Genomic DNA, 21,160 nt, shown 5'->3' with positions numbered 1-21,160 from the left:
TAGCAACTCTCCAAATATCGCTCATACTCTTTGTGGCAACACTGTCGTCAATAACTGTTTGATATAAAACTTTAATCAAGGAGTTCATATGGCTGGTTGGTTTGAATTAAGCAAGAGTAGCGATGATCAGTACCGCTTTGTTCTTAAGGCTGGAAACGGGGAAACTATCCTTACCAGTGAGCTTTACACGACAAAAGGGGCGGCAGAAAAAGGGATCGCATCTGTCCAGGCTAACAGCCCTCTGGCCGAGCGTTACGAGAAAAAAACGGCAGCTAATGGCAAATTGCATTTCAATCTGAAAGCAGCAAACCACCAGATTATTGGTAGCAGTCAACTGTATGCGAATGAACAGTCGCGCGAGACCGGTATTGCTTCAGTTAAGACCAATGGTGTAAGTCAGACGATAAAAGATAAAACCTGATAATGACTCGCTCAGCCGGGTAACGCCACGCTGTCGCCCGGCGTTTTTCTTTACCTGTCTTCCCCACAGCGCTACAATGCCCGCCCTTAATATGGGGGCACTCCCCTAACCGCCTCATTGAGTGAGGCGAGTCTGACCTGTCATCAGAACGAGAAAATTATGTTTAAACCGGAACTCCTTTCCCCTGCGGGAACGCTGAAAAACATGCGTTACGCTTTCGCCTATGGCGCAGACGCTGTATATGCGGGCCAACCGCGTTACTCACTGCGCGTACGCAACAACGAATTCAATCACGAAAACCTGCAGCTAGGCATTAATGAAGCCCATGAACTGGGTAAAAAATTCTATGTGGTGGTTAATATTGCCCCGCATAACGCCAAGCTGAAGACCTTCATTCGTGACCTGAAACCGGTGGTGGAAATGGGGCCGGATGCACTGATCATGTCCGACCCCGGTCTGATTATGCTGGTGCGCGAAAACTTCCCTGACATGGACATTCACCTTTCAGTACAAGCTAACGCCGTAAACTGGGCGACGGTGAAATTCTGGAAGCAGATGGGATTGACCCGTGTGATCCTGTCCCGCGAACTGTCGTTGGAAGAAATTGAAGAGATCCGCACCCAGGTGCCGGATATGGAAATTGAGATCTTTGTTCACGGCGCGCTGTGCATGGCTTACTCCGGCCGCTGCCTGCTCTCTGGCTACATCAACAAGCGTGACCCAAATCAGGGTACCTGTACAAATGCCTGCCGCTGGGAATACAACGTGCAGGAAGGCAAAGAAGACGTGGTGGGCAATATCGTGCATAAGTACGAGCCTATCCCGGTACAAAATGTTGAGCCGACGCTGGGTATTGGCGCGCCGACTGACAAAGTCTTTATGATCGAAGAAGCCCAGCGTCCGGGTGAGTACATGACCGCGTTTGAAGACGAACACGGCACTTACATCATGAACTCGAAGGATTTACGTGCCATTGCCCACGTTGAGCGCCTGACTCAGATGGGCGTGCATTCGCTGAAAATTGAAGGCCGTACTAAATCATACTACTACTGTGCACGTACCGCGCAGGTTTATCGCAAGGCCATTGATGATGCCGCTGCCGGGAAACCGTTCGACCCGCAACTGCTGGAAACGCTGGAAGGTCTGGCGCATCGCGGTTACACCGAGGGGTTCCTGCGCCGCCATACGCATGACGACTATCAGAACTACGAATACGGCTTCTCTGTTTCCGAGCGTCAGCAGTTTGTCGGCGAATTCACTGGCGAACGTAAAGGTGAACTGGCGGCTGTGCTGGTGAAAAATAAATTCACCGTCGGCGACAGCCTGGAGCTGATGACCCCACAGGGCAACATCAACTTTACCCTCGAACAGATGGAAAACGCGAAAGGCGAAGCGATGCCGGTTGCGCCGGGCGATGGTTACACCGTGTGGATGCCTGTACCGGAGGATATCGATCTGAATTATGCATTGTTGATGCGTAATTTTGCCGGTGAGTCCACGCGCAACCCACATGCTAAGTAGTTAATTACGGTTATTTTTCAGCGTTCGGAAGATTCTTAGAAATCGATCACATACCGCTTCGTTCATTAAGGGTATTATCCCATCCGCTGAAAAACATAACCCATAAATGCTAGCTGTACCAGGAACCACCTCCTTAGCCTGCGTAATCTCCCTTACGCAGGCTTATTTTTTGCCTGCCGTTTAACTCCCCCCTATTCAAATCACGACTTTCAGGCGAAAAAAAACCGGGCATTACGCCCGGTTCATTAGGTGGTTAGATATTAATGTGCTGCTTCTGGCTTGTGCTTTTGCGCACTCTGGAAACCATAGGTCAGCTCATTTTTCTCTTTATCCAGCGCAACGGTCACCTGACCGCCATCCACAAGCGAGCCGAACAGCAGTTCGTTAGCCAATGGTTTTTTCAGGTTATCCTGGACAACGCGCGTCATCGGGCGTGCGCCCATTGCGCGGTCATAGCCCTTCTCAGCCAGCCAGTCGCGGGCTTCCTGACTCACTTCCAGAGAGACACCTTTCTGATCCAACTGAACCTGAAGTTCGACGATAAACTTATCAACAACCTGATGAATCACCTCAGTAGAGAGATGATCGAACCAGATAATGTTGTCGAGACGGTTACGGAATTCCGGCGTAAACACTTTTTTGATTTCGCCCATCGCATCAGTACTGTTGTCCTGATGAATCAGCCCAATCGATTTACGCTCGGTTTCACGCACGCCGGCGTTAGTGGTCATGACCAGCACCACGTTGCGGAAATCCGCTTTACGCCCGTTATTGTCGGTCAGCGTACCGTTATCCATCACCTGCAGCAGCAGGTTAAAGACATCCGGATGCGCTTTTTCGATTTCATCCAGCAGCAGTACCGCATGCGGATGTTTAATGACAGCATCCGTCAGCAAACCACCCTGGTCGAAACCGACATATCCCGGAGGCGCACCAATCAGGCGGCTGACGGTGTGACGTTCCATATACTCGGACATGTCAAACCGCAGCAGCTCAATACCCAGCGCTTTGGACAACTGCACCGTGACTTCGGTCTTACCTACACCAGTCGGTCCGGCAAACAGGAACGAACCGACAGGTTTATGCTCGTGTCCCAGACCAGCACGGCTCATTTTGATCGCTTCAGTCAGCGCCTCAATGGCTTTATCCTGTCCGAATACCAGCATTTTCAGACGGTTGCCCAGGTTTTTCAGCGTATCGCGATCGCTCTGCGAAACGCTCTTCTCCGGGATCCGCGCAATGCGGGCCACGACGGACTCGATATCCGCCACGTTGACGGTTTTCTTGCGCTTGCTGACCGGCATCAGACGCGCCCGCGCGCCCGCCTCATCGATCACGTCAATCGCTTTGTCCGGCAGATGACGATCGTTAATGTATTTCACCGCCAGTTCGACCGCTGCACGCACCGCTTTGGCGGTGTAGCGAACGTCATGGTGCGCTTCGTATTTCGGCTTCAGACCGTTGATGATCTGCACGGTCTCTTCAACCGACGGCTCAGTGATATCGATTTTCTGGAAACGGCGTGCTAGCGCGCGGTCCTTTTCAAAGATATTGCTGAATTCCTGATAGGTTGTGGAGCCTATCACACGGATTTTACCGCTGGAGAGCAACGGTTTGATCAGGTTAGCTGCATCCACCTGGCCGCCCGATGCCGCACCCGCGCCGATAATGGTGTGGATCTCATCGATAAACAGAATGCTGTTAGTATCCTGTTCCAGTTGTTTCAGCAGCGCCTTAAAGCGTTTTTCAAAATCGCCACGGTATTTGGTACCCGCCAGCAGCGAGCCGATATCCAGAGAGTAAAGGGTACAATCAGCCATCACTTCCGGCACGTCGCCCTGGACGATACGCCAGGCGAGACCTTCCGCAATAGCGGTTTTACCGACGCCAGACTCACCCACCAGCAGCGGGTTATTTTTTCGACGACGGCACAGTACCTGAATGGCGCGTTCCAGCTCTTTGTCCCGGCCAATGAGCGGATCAATTCCGCCCACACGGGCAAGCTGGTTAAGGTTAGTCGTGAAGTTCTCCATACGGTCCTCCCCGCCAGCTTGCTCTTCGTTATTCGGCTGATTACCAGAGTCAGAGGACTGACTTGGTTCGTCTTTGCGCGTGCCATGAGAAATAAAATTCACCACATCAAGGCGACTCACTTCATGCTTACGCAGCAGATAAGCCGCCTGAGATTCCTGCTCGCTGAAGATGGCGACCAGCACATTAGCACCGGTAACTTCATTGCGCCCGGAGGACTGAACATGAAAGACCGCGCGTTGCAACACACGCTGAAAACTCAACGTTGGCTGCGTGTCGCGCTCTTCTTCACTGGCAGGCAATACGGGTGTGGTTTGTTCAATGAAGGCTTCGAGTTCCTGACGCAGCGCCACCAGATCCACGGAACACGCTTCCAGCGCTTCGCGGGCCGATGGGTTACTGAGCAATGCCAGTAGCAAGTGCTCGACGGTCATAAACTCATGTCGGTGCTCGCGCGCTCTGGCGAAAGCCATGTTTAAACTGAGCTCCAGTTCTTGATTGAGCATAGGCACCTCCCCCAATATTTATGCCTGCATTTAGGCTTTTTCTAGCGTACACAGCAACGGATGCTCGTTCTCCCTCGCATACTTGTTCACCATCGCAACTTTGGTTTCAGCCACTTCGGCAGTGAATACGCCGCAAATCGCTTTACCTTGATAGTGAACGGCAAGCATCAGTTGCGTTGCACGTTCTACATCATAAGAAAAGAATTTTTGTAACACGTCAATAACAAACTCCATCGGAGTGTAATCATCATTGACTAATATCACTTTATACATAGATGGCGGTTTTAGCGCGTCGCGCAATTTATCTTCCGCCAGCAGATCGAAATCCAGCCAGTCGTTAGTCTTACCCATTGTCAGTCGTCATCTTCAGTTACGGTTTCCGGCAGAAAATCTTGCCGCTGACAAGCAGCCTATGCGCACAATCAATCTACCTCAAGTATTAGATAACTATCATCTATTAGTGCCATCCGCGACATCTGTCACATAACCGACAATAGCGTTAACTGCTTCAAATTTTGATGCATTTTTACCCTATTCCGTCAGCCTGGCGCTTGACGCCTCGCCTGATTTCTCTAAATTGTAGTTTCGAGAGTTGGCGAGGTTTTGAACAGCCCCCACTCCGCCACCGGTTCATTCCATCTTACTTATATAAGATTTACGAAGGATGTCGAAGCATGGAAACGGGTACTGTTAAGTGGTTCAACAACGCCAAAGGGTTTGGTTTCATCTGCCCCGAAGGCGGCGGCGAAGATATTTTCGCCCATTACTCCACCATTCAGATGGATGGTTACAGAACGCTAAAAGCCGGGCAGTCTGTCCAGTTTGATGTCCACCAGGGGCCAAAAGGCAATCATGCCAGCGTCATCGTGCCTGTCATTGAAGCAGAAGCTGTCGCATAGCTCTTCTGTTTCATTGTGTACATCCCGCAGTCAAAATGCCAGCCTTTGCGGCTGGCATTTTTATCTCGATGGTATTATTCCCGCGCCAGAGCATCTACCGGATCCAGCCGCGCCGCATTTCGCGCCGGTAGCCAGCCAAACAAAATCCCGGTCGCAGTCGAACACAGAAACGCCGTCAATAAGGCTACGGGTGAGAAACCTATTTCCCAGCCAGGCAGGAATAGCTGAAGCGTAAAGGCGATCAGCATCGACAAGCTAATGCCCAGCGCGCCGCCAACCAGACACACCAGCACCGCTTCAATTAAGAACTGCTGCAGTACGTCACTGGCGCGGGCGCCAACCGCCATACGAATACCAATCTCGCGCGTTCGTTCGGTTACCGAAACCAGCATAATATTCATCACACCAATTCCACCGACCACCAGCGAAATCACGGCCACCAGCGTCAGGAAGAGTTGTAATGTACGTGTGGTCTTTTCGGCGGTTTTCAAGACACCGTCCATATTCCAGGTGAAGAAATCCTTCTTACCGTGGCGTAACGTCAGTAGTCGGGTGAGCTGCTGCTCGGCCTGGGCACTATCAAAACCGTCTTTCACCCGCACGGTGATCGAGTTCAGCCACGACTGCCCCATAATTCGCCCGGACATGGTGCTGTAAGGCAGCCAGACCCGTAGGATCTTGCTACTGCCAAACATCGACTGTTTCTCTTCTGCAACACCAATCACCGTGGCAGGCATATTCCCCACCAGCACGACTTCGCCGACAACTTTCGCTTTGTTGGGGAACAATTGACGACGGGTATTGCTGTCGAGCACCACCACCTGAGCGCGCCCCGCCAGTTGTTCAGCGTTAAAAGTGGTCCCTTCGCTAAACGTCATGCCATAGACGTTGAAATAGTCGCCGCTAACGCCATTAGCACTGGCGGCCACGTCGATATTGCCATAGCGTAGCCGCAGGTTTTTCGACACCGCAGGCGTCACCGAACTGACCCAGGGCTGCTTCTGTAACGCCGTTAAATCGTCATACTTCAGCGCCTGTTGATATTGTGGGTCGTCGTCGCCGAAATCTTTGCCAGGATAGATATCGATGGTATTGGTGCCGATAGCGCGAATATCTGCCAGCACCAGCTGTTTAGCCGCATCGCCTACCACCACAATCGACACCACCGAAGCAATACCGATGATGATCCCAAGCATGGTCAGTAGCGTTCGCATTTTATTCGCAGCCATTGCCAGCCAGGCCATAGTGAGCGCTTCGCGAAAACCGCTGACAAACTGCCCCCAGCCGGACGCCGTTTTCACCGTCGGCTCCGCGATATCGCGCCCGGTAGAGGGTTTGTGCGACGGCGGATTGCGCACAATCTCGCCGTCACGAATTTCAATGACGCGTTCGGCCTGTGCGGCAACCTGGCTGTCGTGAGTGACGATAATCACCGTATGCCCGCGATCGCGCAACTGATGCAAAATCGCCATCACCTCTTCGCCTGAATGGCTGTCCAGCGCGCCGGTGGGTTCGTCGGCGAGGATAACCTGTCCCCCGTTCATCAGCGCACGCGCAATACTGACCCGCTGCTGCTGACCACCGGAAAGCTGGGAAGGCTGATAGTCGACTCTGTCGCCCAGACCCAGTCGCTGCAGGAGTTCTTGGGCACGGGCCAGGCGCTGCTTACGATCGGTGCCAGCGTAGACTGCAGGCACCTCAACGTTTTGCGCGGCGGTTAAATGCGACAACAAATGATAACGCTGGAAGATAAAACCGAAATGTTCGCGACGCAGCTGGGCTAACGCATCGCTATCCAGCGTGGAGACATCGCGCCCGGCAACCCGATACGTACCGCTGGTGGGTTTGTCCAGACAGCCGAGAATATTCATCAGCGTCGATTTACCCGAGCCAGACGCCCCGACAATCGCCACCATTTCCCCGGCCTGAATGCTCAAGGATACGTCCTTCAATACCTCGACCTGACCTTCGCCTGACGGATAGCTGCGGCGGATATTGCTCAGTTCAAGCAATGCCGTCATTTTGGCGCTCCAGCGTTGCCCTCACCGGTGATGACTTCATCCCCCTCTTCCAGCCCTTTCACGATCTCCACATCGGTGTCATTACGCGCGCCGATAACCACTTCACGTTCACGGGTTTCGCCGTTACGCAGCAGCCTGACGTTATAACGATTGTTGCCAATAGGATCGCCCAGCGCCGACAGCGGGATCGTCAGGACATTTTTCACATCGGTGAGCTGGATATGGACCTGCGCGGTCATATCCAGACGCAGGATCCCTTTCGGGTTGGGAACTTCGAAGCGAGCATAGTAGAAAATTGCATCATTCACTTTCTCTGGCGTCGGAAGAACATCTTTGAGCTTACCTTCGTAGCGCGTCTGAGGATCGCCCAGTACGGTAAACCAGGCCTTTTGCCCGGGATGCAGGTGAATCACATCCGCCTCGGAAACCTGCGCTTTCACCAGCATGGTGCTCATATCTGCCAATGTCAGAATGTTAGGTGCCTGCTGGGCAGCAATAACGGTTTGCCCCTGAAGGGTAGTAATTTGCGTGACTTCGCCTGCCATTGGCGCGACGATGCGGGTGTAATCAAGGTTGGTTTTTGCCGTATCGAGAGAGGCCTGATTACGCTTAATTTGCGCATCAATTGTGCCGATTTGCGCCTGTTTGACCGCCATCTGAGTAGCCGCCGTGTCGAGATCCTGCTGCGAGACAGCCTGGGTTTTCGCCAGCTGTTGCTGACGGGAAAGCGTTACCCGCGCCAGCTTCCACTCGGCTTCAGCCTGTAAACGCTGAGCGCGTAATTCCATCAGCGTCGCTTCAACCTCTTTAATCTGGTTTTGCGCCTGTTCAGGATCGATAACGCCAAGCAGTTGATCTTTTTTTACTTTGTCGCCAATCGCGACCGACAGCGTTTTTAACTGCCCGCTTACCTGCGCCCCGACGTCAACTTTACGCAACGCATCCAGTTTCCCGGTTGCCAGTACGCTTTGCTGCAGATCGCCCGGACGCACAATTAACGTTTGATACTGAGGTAAAGGCGCATTAAGCGTTCGCCAAAGTGCAATTATCGCCACAATAATGATGATGGCGAAGAGAAAATAGCGCTTTTTGATTTTTCCCTTGAGCTTCATAAATGTCCCAATTTCCCCCAATACGTCCACCAGAGTGGAGTGGTAAACATCAACGTTAAATAAATAGCCGTTGAAAAACGCAAGAATAACAGAGTTATTGATGAATGGTTAAGATCCGCTGTGTTGAAATTAGTACCAGAGTATCCATCGGATTGTTATTATGAGCCAGCTAACTGACAGCACTTTTCATTCTTCAAAACCCGCCACAAGTTTTAGCCTCTTTTGTAGCCTGATGACCGGACATTGGCGCCCTGGAAAATTTTGGCATCAGCGTAGCTTCCGTCGTAAGTTTTTGTTGCGCTCAGCGCTTATGCCACGATTAATGCATGAATGGATGACTGAACTGGCGCAATGGCCTGATCTCGATAGCGTACTGGCACGCCAGCCTCGTCTGCCGGTTCGCCTACATCGCGCCTATCTCGCACAAAACCTTGATCGGAAAATGAAACTGGATGCTGTGCGTTTTCATTACAATGCTATCCGCAGCTCTTTTTCAGCCACGGAATATAAAGCTTATTTAAGTGCGGATGGATTACAACTGGCACAAATTGAAGGCAAAAATAGCGAAATATTTAGCGTAATACTGGGTAATGACTCCAACTTATTGATAGTGTTTTATGTTCAGATAATGCCCGATGACTTTGTCATGCAGCTCCACCGATTTTGAGAACGACAGCGACTTCCGTCCCAGCCTTGCCAGGTGCTGCCTCAGATTCAGGTTATGCCGCTCAATGCGCTGAGTGTAACGCTTGCTGATAACGTGCAGCTTTCCCTTCAGGCGGGATTCATACAGCGGCCAGCCATCCGTCATCCATACCACGACCTCAAAGGCCGACAGCAGGCTCAGAAGACGCTCCAGTGTGGCCAGAGTGCGTTCACCGAATACGTGCGCCACAACCGTCTTCCGGAGCCTGTCATACGCGTAAAACAGCCAGCGCTGGCGCGATTTAGCCCCGACGTATCCCCACTGTTCGTCCATTTCCGCGCAGACGATGACGTCACTGCCCGGCTGTATGCGCGAGGTTACCGACTGCGGCCTGAGTTTTTTAAATGGCGGAAAATCGTGTTGAGGCCAACGCCCATAATGCGGGCGGTTGCCCGGCATCCAACGCCATTCATGGCCATATCAATGATTTTCTGGTGCGTACCGGGTTGAGAAGCGGTGTAAGTGAACTGCAGTTGCCATGTTTTACGGCAGTGAGAGCAGAGATAGCGCTGATGTCCGGCGGTGCTTTTGCCGTTACGCACCACCCCGTCAGTAGCTGAACAGGAGGGACAGCTGATAGAAACAGAAGCCACTGGAGCACCTCAAAAACACCATCATACACTAAATCAGTAAGTTGGCAGCATCACCTAATACTGGGCTCATTTATCTCACTGGATAAAGAAGGTGAAAGTACCATTCTGGTACGCAATAGCGCTGGCGAGACTTTAGCGGAAATGACGTTTACGCTGTGCAATTATCAAGGAAGCAGCACACTGTTTATTGGCGGGTTACAGGGAGGCAGTCGATTACTGCCACATGAAGAAATTCAAAAAGCGACCAAATCATGCTACGGAATTTTCCCTAAACGTATTGTGATGGAAGCCATTTGCTGTTTTGCAGAACAATTGAATATTAAACAAATTCTGGCTGTCAGCAATGAACAGCATATCTTTCGCAGCCCGCGTTACCACGATAAAAACAAGGTGATACTTTCCGACTACAACGCATTTTGGGAGTCGGTTGGCGGTGAGTGCGACAGTCACGGCTATTACCATATCCCACGCACAATGGCGCGAAAAAGCGAAGCGGACATTGCCAGCAAAAAACGCGCGGAATACCGCCGTCGCTACCAGTTACTGGACAGCATCCACTCGCAGCTGTCGTCGATGTTTCGCAACTAATCCGCTCTGCCGCGTGCCAACCACAGCACGCGGGAAAACATTTTTCGCAGCAGCGTTGGCACCGCGTCAACGCCGCGCCGCCCGGCTTCCATCGCCACCTCAATGGCTAAATCTGGTTTTGACGACCTGTGAATCGCCTTCGAGATAATTTTGCGCATATTCATGGGCACGTTTTCGGGGATTTGCGCCACCCTGTGGAATACGTCAGCGAACCCCTGGCGATACATAAAGTGTTCCATGTCCAGCGCGGGAAGCATGGTTAAATGATCGCGCTCTTCTTCTCTGTCGTTATTCAACAAACTCCGCACCGTAGCGGCATACTTTTTCCCGGCTTCATCACCATCAACCAGCACATGCCACTCGATACCCATCCGGCGGGCGAACTTAACCAGCGGCTTAAGGCCGGACTGGGCAAATTCAATGACTTTGATACCTTCCGCATCAAAGTGGTGCCCACACTGGCGGGCCAGTTCGTTAATGACCCAGGTTTCCGTTTCGCCTTCCACCAGCAGCCAACAGCGGGCAAACAACGACGATGCACGGTTAAAACGAATATGAAAGGCAATACGCCGACCATCTTCTGCGCTGATCCCACCTGGCCCAAGCCGCCAGGCGGCGACGCGGGAGGACTCACGCACCAGGCGGACAACATGTTCCACGGGGGTGAGGGACAGTAACTCACCTGAGTTGGTGGTCGCCACCCGTTGCAGAGGAAGCAAATTCAGCAGGTGCCAGGCAACCGACAGCATAATCGGATGTAAACGCGTTTCAGGATCTTCTACCAACAGTAACGGCCGGGCGTCTTTATCGAGCCTCAGCGTACCTTTGGCCTGTAACAGCGTCGAAAACAATCCCAACAAGATCACGCGGTGCGTGCGTCCGCCCGGCCTATCAATCATACGGTTGATAATATCCAGATAGCGCCAGCTACGTTGTTCGTTATTGGAACGTCGACGCATCAGACGATAGCGGGACTGACTGGAACCCTGCTCAGAAAAATAGTGTTCCAATAGCTGTACCATGGCCGATAACCCCTGACGTATCTGCCCATCTGTCAGGTTTTGCGGTCGGGTAGCCAGTTCACGTGCCAGAAAATCCAGTTGCCGCGCGGTCACTTCGACATCCGCCGAATCCGGCACCGTCCCGTTACGGATCCGTCGCATAAAACGCGCGTCGCGCAGGCGCAGTACTGGCATCAAACGCACGAGGTGCCGCGCCTGATCGTTAATGTCGTCGAGGGGAAGCTGATGGCCCTCGCCATCCAGAAAACTGCGTAACGTCAGAACGCTACCGTCGTCCGCACATTCACCTTCCAGCCGATAGAAAATGCGGTGATAGCCATCCTGACACAGCGTCCAGCTGGCTTCCAGAGGACGATACCTGCGCACGCGGTGGCGACCCGGTTGAGACTCACGAAACGTCAGGATGATATGCAGATGATGTTCCCGGCCTTGAATATCGCCCGGCGGGAACCAGAAATCTTCGCGGTCAAAGTGGTACAAATCAGTTTCCGGCGACAGCAACAGGGTTAAAGCATCCAGCAGACTGGACTTACCCCACGCGTTCTCCCCAATCAGCACGTTGCTTTGCTCCAGCATCAACGACAGACGGTTAATACCACGAAATCCAACAATCTCAACGCGTTCGAGAATCATATAGCCTCCGGAAATGCTAACTTTTTCCTTCAAGTTATCAGGAGTATAACGGCAAGCGGGCGCTCAGGACACCCGATATGATCAGGAGGTTAGTCGCAGAAATCAAAAAATATAAGAATATTCTTCTTATGTTTTCTCCAGAATATTATTTCAGAACTCAATCATCGCCGTTTTGCTAATTGAACTATGCTTCATTCATCCAATATTCAAAAAGGAATCACAACATATTGCCTTAAATCAAATTTTTTCATCAATTTAACTGGCGAAGGGATGATGTTTTTTTCTAAAATACCGGCTCTTTCATCATCGTCCCTTTTAGCGATGAATTACCGGGTAAGGAACACGAACCCGGAACTTTTTATTGAGGTGGTTATGTTCAGGAAATTAGCAGCCGAATTCTTCGGTACGTTTTGGCTCGTCTTTGGTGGGTGCGGTAGCGCAGTTCTGGCCGCAGCATTCCCGGAGTTGGGTATTGGATTTGCCGGTGTCGCGCTGGCGTTTGGTTTGACCGTATTAACCATGGCATTCGCCGTAGGTCATATTTCCGGCGGACACTTTAACCCGGCGGTGACCTTCGGTTTATGGGCGGGCGGTCGCTTCCCGGCAAAAGACGTTATTGGTTATGTTATCGCTCAGGTTGTGGGCGGTATTGTTGCAGCAGCGGCACTGTATCTTATTGCCAGCGGTAAAGCTGGTTTTGACGCAACTGCCAGTGGTTTTGCCTCGAACGGCTTTGGTGAACATTCACCTGGCGGCTATTCAATGATGTCTGCCGTCGTAATTGAAATTATTTTGACCGCTGGTTTCTTATTAGTGATCCACGGTGCGACCGATAAACATGCTCCGGTAGGTTTTGCACCCATTGCGATTGGTCTGGCGTTAACCCTGATCCACTTGATCAGTATTCCGGTTACCAACACCTCCGTTAACCCGGCACGTAGTACCGCTGTAGCCATCTTCCAGGGCGGCTGGGCATTACAGCAATTGTGGTTCTTCTGGGTTATGCCGATTATCGGTGGGGTCCTCGGCGGTCTTATTTACCGCACTCTGCTGGAAAAACGCGATTAATCGATAACAAAAAAGGCCTGGCGCAAGTCAGGTCTTTTTTTTCCCGCTATATTTCCTTTTATTTGCAACTTTACTCCCTTCTTTGCATTGAGTAGTGTGTGCTGGCGCATTTCGTCTTACTCTCAGCAAGGATCTGGTTTTCATGTTTTCAGGGCTGTTAATCATTCTGGTTCCCCTTATTGTGGGCTACCTTATTCCGCTTCGGCACAGGGCTGCATTAAAACTCATCAATCGCCTGTTGAGCTGGATCGTCTACCTTATTCTCTTTTTTATGGGTATCAGCCTGGCGTTTCTGGATAATCTCACCAGCAACCTGTTAGCCATTCTTCATTATTCTGCGGTCAGCGTGACGGTCATTTTGTTGTGTAATATTGCGGCGCTGTTCTGGCTGGAGCGTTCACTGCCCTGGCGACATAACCACAAGCAAGAAAAGCTACCCTCGCGAATTGCGATGGCACTTGAGTCGCTCCAGCTTTGTGGCGTCGTCGTCGTGGGTTTTCTGCTCGGCCTCACCGGTCTTCCTATTCTGCAGCACGCCACCGAAGCCAGCGAATATACGTTAATCTTTTTACTGTTCCTGGTCGGGATTCAACTGCGCAACAGCGGTATGACCTTAAAGCAAATTGTGCTGAATCGCCGGGGGATGATTGTTGCGGTGGTCGTCGTCGCCAGTTCGATGCTGGCGGGGGTTATCAATGCGTTGATCCTCGGCCTGCCGCTGAAAACCGCGCTGGCGATGGCATCAGGTTTTGGCTGGTATTCCCTGTCCGGTATTCTGTTAACCGAATCCTTCGGGCCGGTGATTGGTAGCGCCGCCTTCTTTAATGACCTGGCCCGCGAGCTGATTGCCATTATGTTGATTCCTGGAATGGTGGGCCGCAGCCGCTCAACCGCGCTGGGGCTATGTGGCGCGACATCAATGGATTTCACCTTACCGGTGCTACAACGCAGCGGCGGTCTGGAGATGGTTCCGGCAGCCATCGTCCACGGCTTTATTCTGAGTCTGTTAGTGCCTTTGCTGATGGCGTTTTTCTCCGCCTGAAGTCAGGACAAATACCTCTCTGGCGGTAGTCATCTACCGCCAAAATTGCGCTAAATCAATCTCCCTGCAAGTTGTAGCAGAAATCCCTTTTATCCCTTCGCGCACAGGCATAACCTTAAACATGTATATTAAATATAACTTTAAAAGGTGTGACCATGTTTTGTGTGCAATGTGAACAAACCATCCGTACTCCGGCAGGAAACGGCTGCTCTTACGCGCAGGGTATGTGCGGTAAAACGGCTGAAACCTCCGATTTGCAGGATCTGCTGATTGCTTCCCTACAAGGTCTGTCTGCATGGGCTGTTAAGGCACGTGAATACGGCATCATCGACCATGAGGTTGATAACTTTGCGCCGCGTGCATTCTTCTCCACGCTGACCAACGTTAACTTCGATTCCCCGCGTATTGTTGGCTATGCCCGTGAAGCTATCGCCATGCGCGACGCCCTGAAAGCGCAATGCCTGAACATCGACGCGAACGCAGCGGTCGCTAACCCGATGGCCGATCTGCAACTGGTCAGCGACGATCTGGGCGACCTGCAACGTCAGGCCGCTGAATTTACCCCGAACAAAGACAAAGCAGCCATCGGCGAGAACATTCTCGGCCTGCGTCTGCTGTGCCTGTACGGCCTGAAAGGTGCGGCAGCTTACATGGAGCACGCGCACGTTCTCGGTCAGTACGACAACGACATCTACGCTCAGTACCACAAAATCATGGCATGGCTGGGAACCTGGCCTTCCGATATGAACGCTCTGCTGGAGTGCTCAATGGAAATCGGCCAGATGAACTTCAAAGTGATGAGCATTCTGGATGCTGGCGAAACCACTAAATACGGCCACCCGACGCCAACTCAGGTCAACGTCAAAGCAACCGAAGGTAAGTGCATCCTGATCTCCGGTCACGACCTGAAAGATCTGTACAACCTGCTGGAGCAGACCGAAGGTACCGGCGTTAACGTCTATACCCACGGTGAAATGCTGCCGGCGCACGGCTACCCGGAACTGCGTAAGTTCAAACACCTGATCGGTAACTACGGCAGCGGCTGGCAGAATCAGCAGGTTGAATTTGCCCGCTTCCCGGGCCCAATCGTAATGACCTCTAACTGCATCATCGACCCAACCGTTGGCGCCTACGATGACCGTATCTGGACTCGTAGCATCGTCGGTTGGCCGGGTGTAAGCCACCTCGAAGGCGACAACTTCGCTCCGGTAATTGCTCAGGCTCAGCAGATGGCGGGCTTCCCATACAGCGAAATTCCGCACCTGATCACCGTTGGTTTCGGTCGTCAGACTCTACTGGGCGCTGCTGATACCCTGATCGACCTGGTAAGCCGCGAAAAACTGCGTCACATCTTCCTGGTTGGCGGTTGTGATGGCGCGCGTGGCGAACGTAACTACTTCACCGACTTCGCCACCAGCGTGCCGGACGACTGCCTGATCCTGACTCTGGCGTGCGGTAAATACCGTTTCAACAAACTGGAGTTCGGCGATATCGAAGGCCTGCCGCGTCTGGTCGATGCAGGTCAGTGTAACGATGCATACTCTGCCATCATCCTGGCAGTAACCCTGGCTGAGAAACTGGGCTGTGGCGTGAACGATCTGCCGCTGTCTCTGGTGCTCTCCTGGTTCGAACAGAAAGCGATTGTCATTCTGCTGACCCTGCTGTCTCTGGGTGTGAAAAACATCGTCACTGGCCCGACTGCGCCTGGCTTCTTCACGCCGGACCTGCTGACCGTTCTCAACGAGAAGTTCGGTCTGCGTTCCGTGACCACCGTTGAAGAAGACATGAAGCAACTGCTGAGCGCGTAAGGAGTAAAGAATGACAATGCCAACTCATCAGTGCCCATGGCGGATGCAGGTTCATCACATCCATCAGGAAACGCCGGATGTATGGACAATTTCGTTGCTGTGCCACGACTATTATCCGTACCGCGCCGGGCAGTATGCACTGGTCAGCGTACGTAATTCAGCGGACACGCTGCGTGCTTACACCCTCTCTTCAACGCCGGGCGTTAGCGAATACATCACGCTGACCATCCGCCGCATTGACGATGGCGCAGGCTCACAGTGGTTAACCCGCGACGTGAAGCGCGGCGACTATATCTGGCTGTCCGATGCAATGGGTGAATTCACCTGTGAAGATAAAGCGGAAGACAGGATCCTGATGCTGGCCGCTGGCTGTGGCGTCACGCCAATCATGTCAATGCGTCGCTGGTTGGCAAAATACCGCCCACAGGCAGATGTGCAGGTGATCTTTAACGTCCGTTCACCGCAAGATGTCATTTTTGCCGACGAATGGCGCGAGTATCCGGTGACCTTAGTTGCTGAAAACAATGCCACTGACGGTTTTGTTTCCGGCCGACTGACCACCGAACTGCTGCAAAGCGTACCGGACCTGGCTTCGCGCACCGTGATGACCTGCGGCCCGGCTCCGTATATGGATCTGGTCGAGAAAGAAGTCAACGCGCTGGGCGTGACACGCTTCTTTAAAGAGCAGTTCTTCACCCCGGTAGCTGAAGCCGCCACCAGCGGTCTGAAGTTCACCAAACTGCAGCCGGCAAAAGAGTTTTATGCGCCGGTAGGCAGTACGCTGCTGGAAGCGCTGGAAAGCAATAAAGTGCCGGTTGTCGCCGCATGCCGTGCGGGCGTTTGCGGCTGCTGCAAAACCAAAGTGGTTGACGGTAACTACACGGTCAGCAGCACCATGACGCTGACCGACGCAGAAATTGCTGAAGGTTATGTGCTGGCTTGCTCCTGTCATCCGCAGGGTGATTTAGTGCTGGCGTAATTGGCCGATATCTGATGTAGAAAAAGGCTACCCGGTTATATCGGGTGGCCTTTTTTTATGCTGTCAGACGCTGCAAAATTCCTATTTTTTCCCCCTCCCAGGCAAAATACCGTCTTCCTCTCGCGAATTATCGACCACACTTACCTGGCACAGGTTAAGCAAAACCCCGACTACCACGTCGAACTTTCTACAAAGGATCCCCATGAAAAAAGTGGCCATCGTCGGCGTAGGTCCCACCGGAATTTATACGTTTCATGCCCTCGTTGAGCGCGGTGAACCGCTGGAGATACAGCTTTATGAGCAAGCTGAGGAAGCTGGCGTAGGCATGCCTTATAACAGCGACAACAACGCAGACCACATGCTGGCCAATATAGCCAGCATTGAGATCCCGCCGATTTATATCAGTTATCTGACGTGGCTACAGAATCAAAGCGATGAATACCTGGCGCAGTTTCGGCTTGAACGTACATCGTTGCATGAGCGGCAATTTTTGCCCCGGGTGATCCTCGGCGACTATTATCGCGATCGTTTTTTAGCCATCGTCGATAAAGCGCAAAGATCCGGGTTCACAATTCGCGTATATGAATCAAGTAAAGTCACCGACCTGCAAGCAAACCCGACAGGGGTCTCCCTGTGGATCAATCACGCGTCACAGCCCGTCGAAGTGGATTTCGCCGCTATCGCCAGCGGTCATCTGTGGCCAGAAACTGATGCTCAGGCACGCAAGTTTTTCCCCAGTCCGTGGACCGGCCTGATGGAGGCGCAGATTAGCGCTTGCAGGGTGGGTATTCTGGGCACCTCGCTAAGCGCTATCGACGCGGCGATGGCCGTGGTCAGTCAGCATGGTACCTTCACCACCAATACCGACCGTTCACTGCAGTTCACGCGTAAACCCGACAGCCAAAACCTGAAGCTGACCCTGATGTCGCGCAGCGGTGTGCTGCCTGAAGCGGATTTTTACTGCCCTCTTCCCTATGAACCGCTGAATATCGCGACGCAAGAAGCGATTGAAAACGCCATTGCCGAGGGCCAAAACGGATTACTGGACCGCATCTTCCGGCTTATTGTGCAACAACTGCAAGACGCGGCCCCAGGGTGGTGCCAACAGGTTGCACTTGCAACGCTTAACGCCGACACATTCCCCGAGGTCTATTTTGCCGACAGGCTCAAGCATGACCCTTTTGACTGGGCGAGGCGTAACCTGGTGGAGGTTGAGCGCAACAAGCAGGAACAACATACCGTCGCCTGGCGCTATACCTTATTGCGCCTCCATGAGGTTATTGAAGAGATCGTTCCTCATCTTGATGCTCGCGACGAAAAACGTTTCAGGCACGGACTGGCGCGCGTCTTTATTGATAACTATGCGGCAATCCCGTCTGAATCTATCCGCCGATTGCTGGCTCTGCACGATGCCGGGCTGATTGAGATCCTCGCACTCGGCAAGGATTATGAGCGTACAAATGAGCAGGAAAGGACGGTCATTTACCACCACGGTCAGCGCAGTGAATTTGATGTATTTATTGACGCCCGAGGACAACGGGCATTGCAGAGCAAAGATATTCCGTTCCCAACGCTACGCGATCAACTGCTGGCCTGTGGCGATGAGATCCCGGATATCGGCGAAGATTACACGCTGCAAGCGCCGGAAAACGCCCGCAACCGCATCGCCTTTGGCGGACTGCCGTGGTTGATGCACGACCGTCCCTTTATTCAGGGGCTGGTGGTTAGCGCTGAAATAGGTGCGGCGATGGCAAAGGCATTGACGCAACGAGCACTGAAACGTCGGCACAAACTGTGGAGCAGTGACGAGATGGATTAGCGGCCAGACTTAATGGCGAGGCGGAGATAGGTTATCGCGTCCCCGCCTCTGTCTTGATTCTCGGATGGCAAACTATCGCCAGGCCGAGTTTCCGGCAACGGAGAAACGCCCCGCGCCCAGAAATGCCACGGCCAGAGCGCCGATGAAGAAATACACCAGACTTTCAATTGCCCATGCGCCGGTTTTATCCAGTGACCAGGTTTCACCCATCCCGACCATCAGCCATGCCACCACCATCGTAAATGCGAGCCCCAACGCCGCCGGACGCGTCAGGATCCCAAGAATAATCAGACACGGTGCCACAACCTCTCCCAGCAGAACGCCATACGCAATAAAGCCAGGGAAACCTTTCGCTATCAGCATGCCACTGATGCCATCAATACCCGCGAACAGTTTATGCAGCCCATGAAACAGCATTAATCCCCCCACGGCAATACGTAACAAAAACTTGCCAAAATCTTCATGAGTCAGTACCCGGTTAACTGTATTTAATAGTTTTATAACCATTTGAATTTATTCCTTGTTTCACCATGTCCAATAACAAACTACGCTTAATACAGGCTTAATGAAACCTGCCGGAAATAAGAGGTAATGATAAGCATAACTATTATCTTCATCTAAACTTGTAACCGGTATCACATTAAAGGAGAAGGAAAACCATGAAACAAACGGTTGCCGCTTTTATTGCTAAAACACTCGAACAAGCTGGCGTTAAACGCATTTGGGGTGTGACGGGTGACTCGCTAAATGGCCTTAGTGACAGTCTGAATCGTATGGGAACGATTGACTGGATGCCAACCCGTCATGAAGAGGTTGCGGCCTTCGCCGCGGGAGCTGAAGCGCAGTTGACGGGAGAACTGGCCGTCTGCGCAGGCTCGTGTGGGCCAGGCAACCTGCACCTGATTAACGGCCTGTTTGATTGCCACCGCAACCACGTCCCGGTGCTGGCAATTGCTGCACACATTCCATCCAGTGAGATAGGCAGCGGTTATTTTCAGGAGACCCACCCGCAAGAGTTGTTTCGCGAATGTAGCCACTATTGCGAGCTGGTTTCCAGCCCTGAACAGATCCCACAGGTGCTGGCAATTGCCATGCGTAAAGCGGTGCTCAACCGCGGCGTCTCCGTGGTGGTATTACCCGGCGACGTTGCGCTGAAGCCAGCACCAGAAAGCGCCAGCACTCACTGGTATCATGCGCCGCTCCCGGTGGTCACTCCGGAAGAAGAAGAGCTCAGAAAACTAGCGCAACTGCTACGCTACTCCAGCAATATCGCCCTGATGTGCGGCAGCGGCTGCGCCGGTGCGCATAAAGAACTGGTTGAGTTTGCTGCTAAAATAAAAGCGCCGATTGTGCACGCCCTGCGTGGTAAAGAGCATGTTGAGTACGACAACCCTTACGACGTGGGCATGACCGGGCTAATTGGCTTTTCATCCGGCTTCCATACCATGATGAATGCCGACACGCTGATCCTGCTCGGTACCCAGTTCCCCTATCGCCCGTTCTACCCCACCGACGCCAAGATTATTCAGATCGATATCAATCCGGCAAGCATTGGCGCGCACAGTAAAGTTGATATGGCGCTGGTAGGCGATATTAAATCCACACTCCGCACCCTGCTGCCGCTGGTGGAAGAAAAAACCGATCGGCAGTTCCTGGATAAAGCGCTGGAACACTATCGTGAGGCGCGTAAAGGGCTGGATGATTTAGCCAAACCCAGCGATAAAGCCATTCATCCGCAGTATCTGGCGCAGCAGATCAGCCATTTTGCCGCTGACGACGCCATCTTCACCTGCGACGTTGGCACGCCAACGGTGTGGGCGGCACGTTATCTGAAAATGAACGGTAAACGCCGTCTGATCGGTTCGTTTAACCACGGGTCGATGGCCAATGCCATGCCCCAGGCGCTCGGCGCACAAGCGACCGAACCGGGACGCCAGGTTGTCGCAATGTGCGGTGACGGCGGTTTTAGCATGCTGATGGGCGACTTTCTGTCGGTTGTGCAAATGAAGCTGCCGGTGAAGATTATTGTCTTCAACAACAGCGTGTTGGGGTTTGTGGCGATGGAGATGAAAGCTGGCGGTTATCTGACCGACGGCACCGAACTGCACGATACAAATTTCGCACGGATTGCCGAGGCTTGCGGCATCACGGGCATTCGCGTGGAGAAATCCTCAGAGGTTGATGAAGCGCTGCAAAGGGCGATGTCGATTGACGGTCCGGTGCTGGTCGATGTGGTCGTCGCGAAAGAAGAACTGGCGATCCCGCCGCAGATCAAACTCGAACAAGCTAAAGGTTTTAGCCTGTATATGCTGCGCGCAATCATCAGCGGGCGCGGTGATGAAGTGATCGAACTGGCGAAAACTAACTGGCTCAGGTAAAACAGAGGGCATT

Annotated in this window: 16 protein-coding genes and 2 pseudogenes; 11 read left to right on the top strand and 7 right to left on the bottom strand. The window is 52.6% G+C overall.

From position 1 onward, the window contains the following. The first annotated feature begins 88 nt into the window (after nucleotides 1-88). The gene (locus O6D90_RS08455) at nucleotides 89-421 is read left to right on the top strand and encodes a YegP family protein (protein WP_016153608.1); all 333 of its coding nucleotides are present in this window, start codon (nucleotides 89-91) and stop codon (nucleotides 419-421) included. A 159-nt stretch (nucleotides 422-580) separates the two neighbouring features. Continuing rightward, on the top strand, nucleotides 581-1,942 hold the full coding sequence (gene yegQ, locus O6D90_RS08450; RefSeq protein WP_006683890.1) for a tRNA 5-hydroxyuridine modification protein YegQ: 1,362 nt from the start codon (nucleotides 581-583) through the stop codon (nucleotides 1,940-1,942). Between the two features lie 260 nt (nucleotides 1,943-2,202). On the opposite strand, the gene clpA is transcribed toward yegQ, so the two are convergent. Next, nucleotides 2,203-4,479: an ATP-dependent Clp protease ATP-binding subunit ClpA gene (gene clpA, locus O6D90_RS08445; RefSeq protein ID WP_016153651.1), complete on the bottom strand. Its 2,277-nt coding sequence runs from the start codon at nucleotides 4,477-4,479 to the stop codon at nucleotides 2,203-2,205. A gap of 30 nt (nucleotides 4,480-4,509) precedes the next feature. Further along, complete coding sequence (gene clpS / locus O6D90_RS08440) at nucleotides 4,510-4,830, bottom strand: ATP-dependent Clp protease adapter ClpS (RefSeq protein ID WP_003036810.1); 321 nt, start codon at nucleotides 4,828-4,830, stop codon at nucleotides 4,510-4,512. Nucleotides 4,831-5,153: 323 nt separating this feature from the next. Between clpS and cspD the strand changes: the two genes are divergently transcribed. Continuing rightward, nucleotides 5,154-5,378 carry a cold shock-like protein CspD gene (gene cspD, locus O6D90_RS08435; RefSeq protein ID WP_003036813.1) on the top strand — a complete coding sequence of 75 codons (225 nt, stop codon included), beginning with the start codon at nucleotides 5,154-5,156 and terminating at the stop codon, nucleotides 5,376-5,378. 74 nt (nucleotides 5,379-5,452) lie between these two features. On the opposite strand, the gene macB is transcribed toward cspD, so the two are convergent. Beyond that, a complete protein-coding gene (gene macB, locus O6D90_RS08430; RefSeq protein ID WP_016156937.1) occupies nucleotides 5,453-7,399 on the bottom strand; it encodes a macrolide ABC transporter ATP-binding protein/permease MacB in 1,947 nt (648 codons plus the stop codon). Beyond that, nucleotides 7,396-8,511 (bottom strand): macrolide transporter subunit MacA, encoded by a 1,116-nt coding sequence (gene macA, locus O6D90_RS08425; RefSeq protein WP_016156938.1) that lies wholly within the window; start codon nucleotides 8,509-8,511, stop codon nucleotides 7,396-7,398. Before macA ends, macB begins: the two co-directional genes overlap by 4 nt. 160 nt (nucleotides 8,512-8,671) lie before the next feature. Here macA and O6D90_RS08420 point away from each other — a divergent pair. Continuing rightward, nucleotides 8,672-9,097: pseudogene (locus O6D90_RS08420) on the top strand (DUF535 family protein); the annotation flags it as partial. A 15-nt stretch (nucleotides 9,098-9,112) separates the two neighbouring features. On the opposite strand, the gene O6D90_RS08415 reads toward O6D90_RS08420, so the two are convergent. Continuing rightward, a protein-coding gene (locus O6D90_RS08415) for an IS1 family transposase (protein ID WP_151884388.1) occupies nucleotides 9,113-9,810 on the bottom strand; the annotation gives its coding sequence in 2 pieces (ribosomal slippage) (nucleotides 9,113-9,561 and nucleotides 9,561-9,810; 699 coding nt in all). Between the two features lie 54 nt (nucleotides 9,811-9,864). Here O6D90_RS08415 and O6D90_RS08410 point away from each other — a divergent pair. Continuing rightward, a pseudogene (locus tag O6D90_RS08410) lies at nucleotides 9,865-10,398 on the top strand (VirK/YbjX family protein); the annotation flags it as partial. On the opposite strand, the gene O6D90_RS08405 reads toward O6D90_RS08410, so the two are convergent. After that, nucleotides 10,395-12,053, bottom strand: coding sequence for an ATP-dependent endonuclease (locus O6D90_RS08405; RefSeq protein WP_016153655.1), 1,659 nt, complete (start codon nucleotides 12,051-12,053; stop codon nucleotides 10,395-10,397). The pseudogene O6D90_RS08410 and the gene O6D90_RS08405 sit on opposite strands and share 4 nt — an antisense overlap. A 372-nt stretch (nucleotides 12,054-12,425) precedes the next feature. Between O6D90_RS08405 and aqpZ the strand changes: the two genes are divergently transcribed. The 5 genes from aqpZ (at nucleotide 12,426) to O6D90_RS08380 (ending at nucleotide 18,769) form a co-directional block, all read left to right on the top strand. After that, nucleotides 12,426-13,121: an aquaporin Z gene (gene aqpZ, locus O6D90_RS08400; protein WP_016156940.1), complete on the top strand. Its 696-nt coding sequence runs from the start codon at nucleotides 12,426-12,428 to the stop codon at nucleotides 13,119-13,121. Between the two features lie 142 nt (nucleotides 13,122-13,263). Continuing rightward, the gene (locus O6D90_RS08395) at nucleotides 13,264-14,163 is read left to right on the top strand and encodes a lysine exporter LysO family protein (protein ID WP_016156941.1); all 900 of its coding nucleotides are present in this window, start codon (nucleotides 13,264-13,266) and stop codon (nucleotides 14,161-14,163) included. A gap of 155 nt (nucleotides 14,164-14,318) precedes the next feature. Next, nucleotides 14,319-15,971, top strand: a complete 1,653-nt coding sequence (gene hcp / locus O6D90_RS08390) for a hydroxylamine reductase (RefSeq protein WP_016156942.1) — start codon at nucleotides 14,319-14,321, stop codon at nucleotides 15,969-15,971. A gap of 10 nt (nucleotides 15,972-15,981) precedes the next feature. Further along, nucleotides 15,982-16,950 carry an NADH oxidoreductase gene (hcr, locus tag O6D90_RS08385; protein ID WP_016156943.1) on the top strand — a complete coding sequence of 323 codons (969 nt, stop codon included), beginning with the start codon at nucleotides 15,982-15,984 and terminating at the stop codon, nucleotides 16,948-16,950. Nucleotides 16,951-17,152: 202 nt separating this feature from the next. Further along, nucleotides 17,153-18,769 (top strand): FAD-NAD(P)-binding protein, encoded by a 1,617-nt coding sequence (locus O6D90_RS08380; protein WP_016156944.1) that lies wholly within the window; start codon nucleotides 17,153-17,155, stop codon nucleotides 18,767-18,769. Nucleotides 18,770-18,841: 72 nt separating this feature from the next. On the opposite strand, the gene O6D90_RS08375 is transcribed toward O6D90_RS08380, so the two are convergent. Then, nucleotides 18,842-19,276, bottom strand: coding sequence for a DoxX family protein (locus O6D90_RS08375; RefSeq protein ID WP_016156945.1), 435 nt, complete (start codon nucleotides 19,274-19,276; stop codon nucleotides 18,842-18,844). A gap of 152 nt (nucleotides 19,277-19,428) precedes the next feature. Here O6D90_RS08375 and poxB point away from each other — a divergent pair, with 152 nt between their 5' ends. Beyond that, nucleotides 19,429-21,147 (top strand): ubiquinone-dependent pyruvate dehydrogenase, encoded by a 1,719-nt coding sequence (poxB, locus tag O6D90_RS08370; RefSeq protein WP_016156946.1) that lies wholly within the window; start codon nucleotides 19,429-19,431, stop codon nucleotides 21,145-21,147. Nucleotides 21,148-21,160 lie beyond the last annotated feature (13 nt).

It is taken from the genome of Citrobacter sp. 21OH12SH02A-Citro, assembly GCF_027919895.1.
In the GTDB taxonomy this organism is placed as follows: Bacteria; Pseudomonadota; Gammaproteobacteria; order Enterobacterales; family Enterobacteriaceae; genus Citrobacter; species Citrobacter braakii.
The sequence above is the reverse complement of the archived record's forward strand: the minus strand, read 5'-3'. Positions and strand labels throughout refer to the sequence as shown.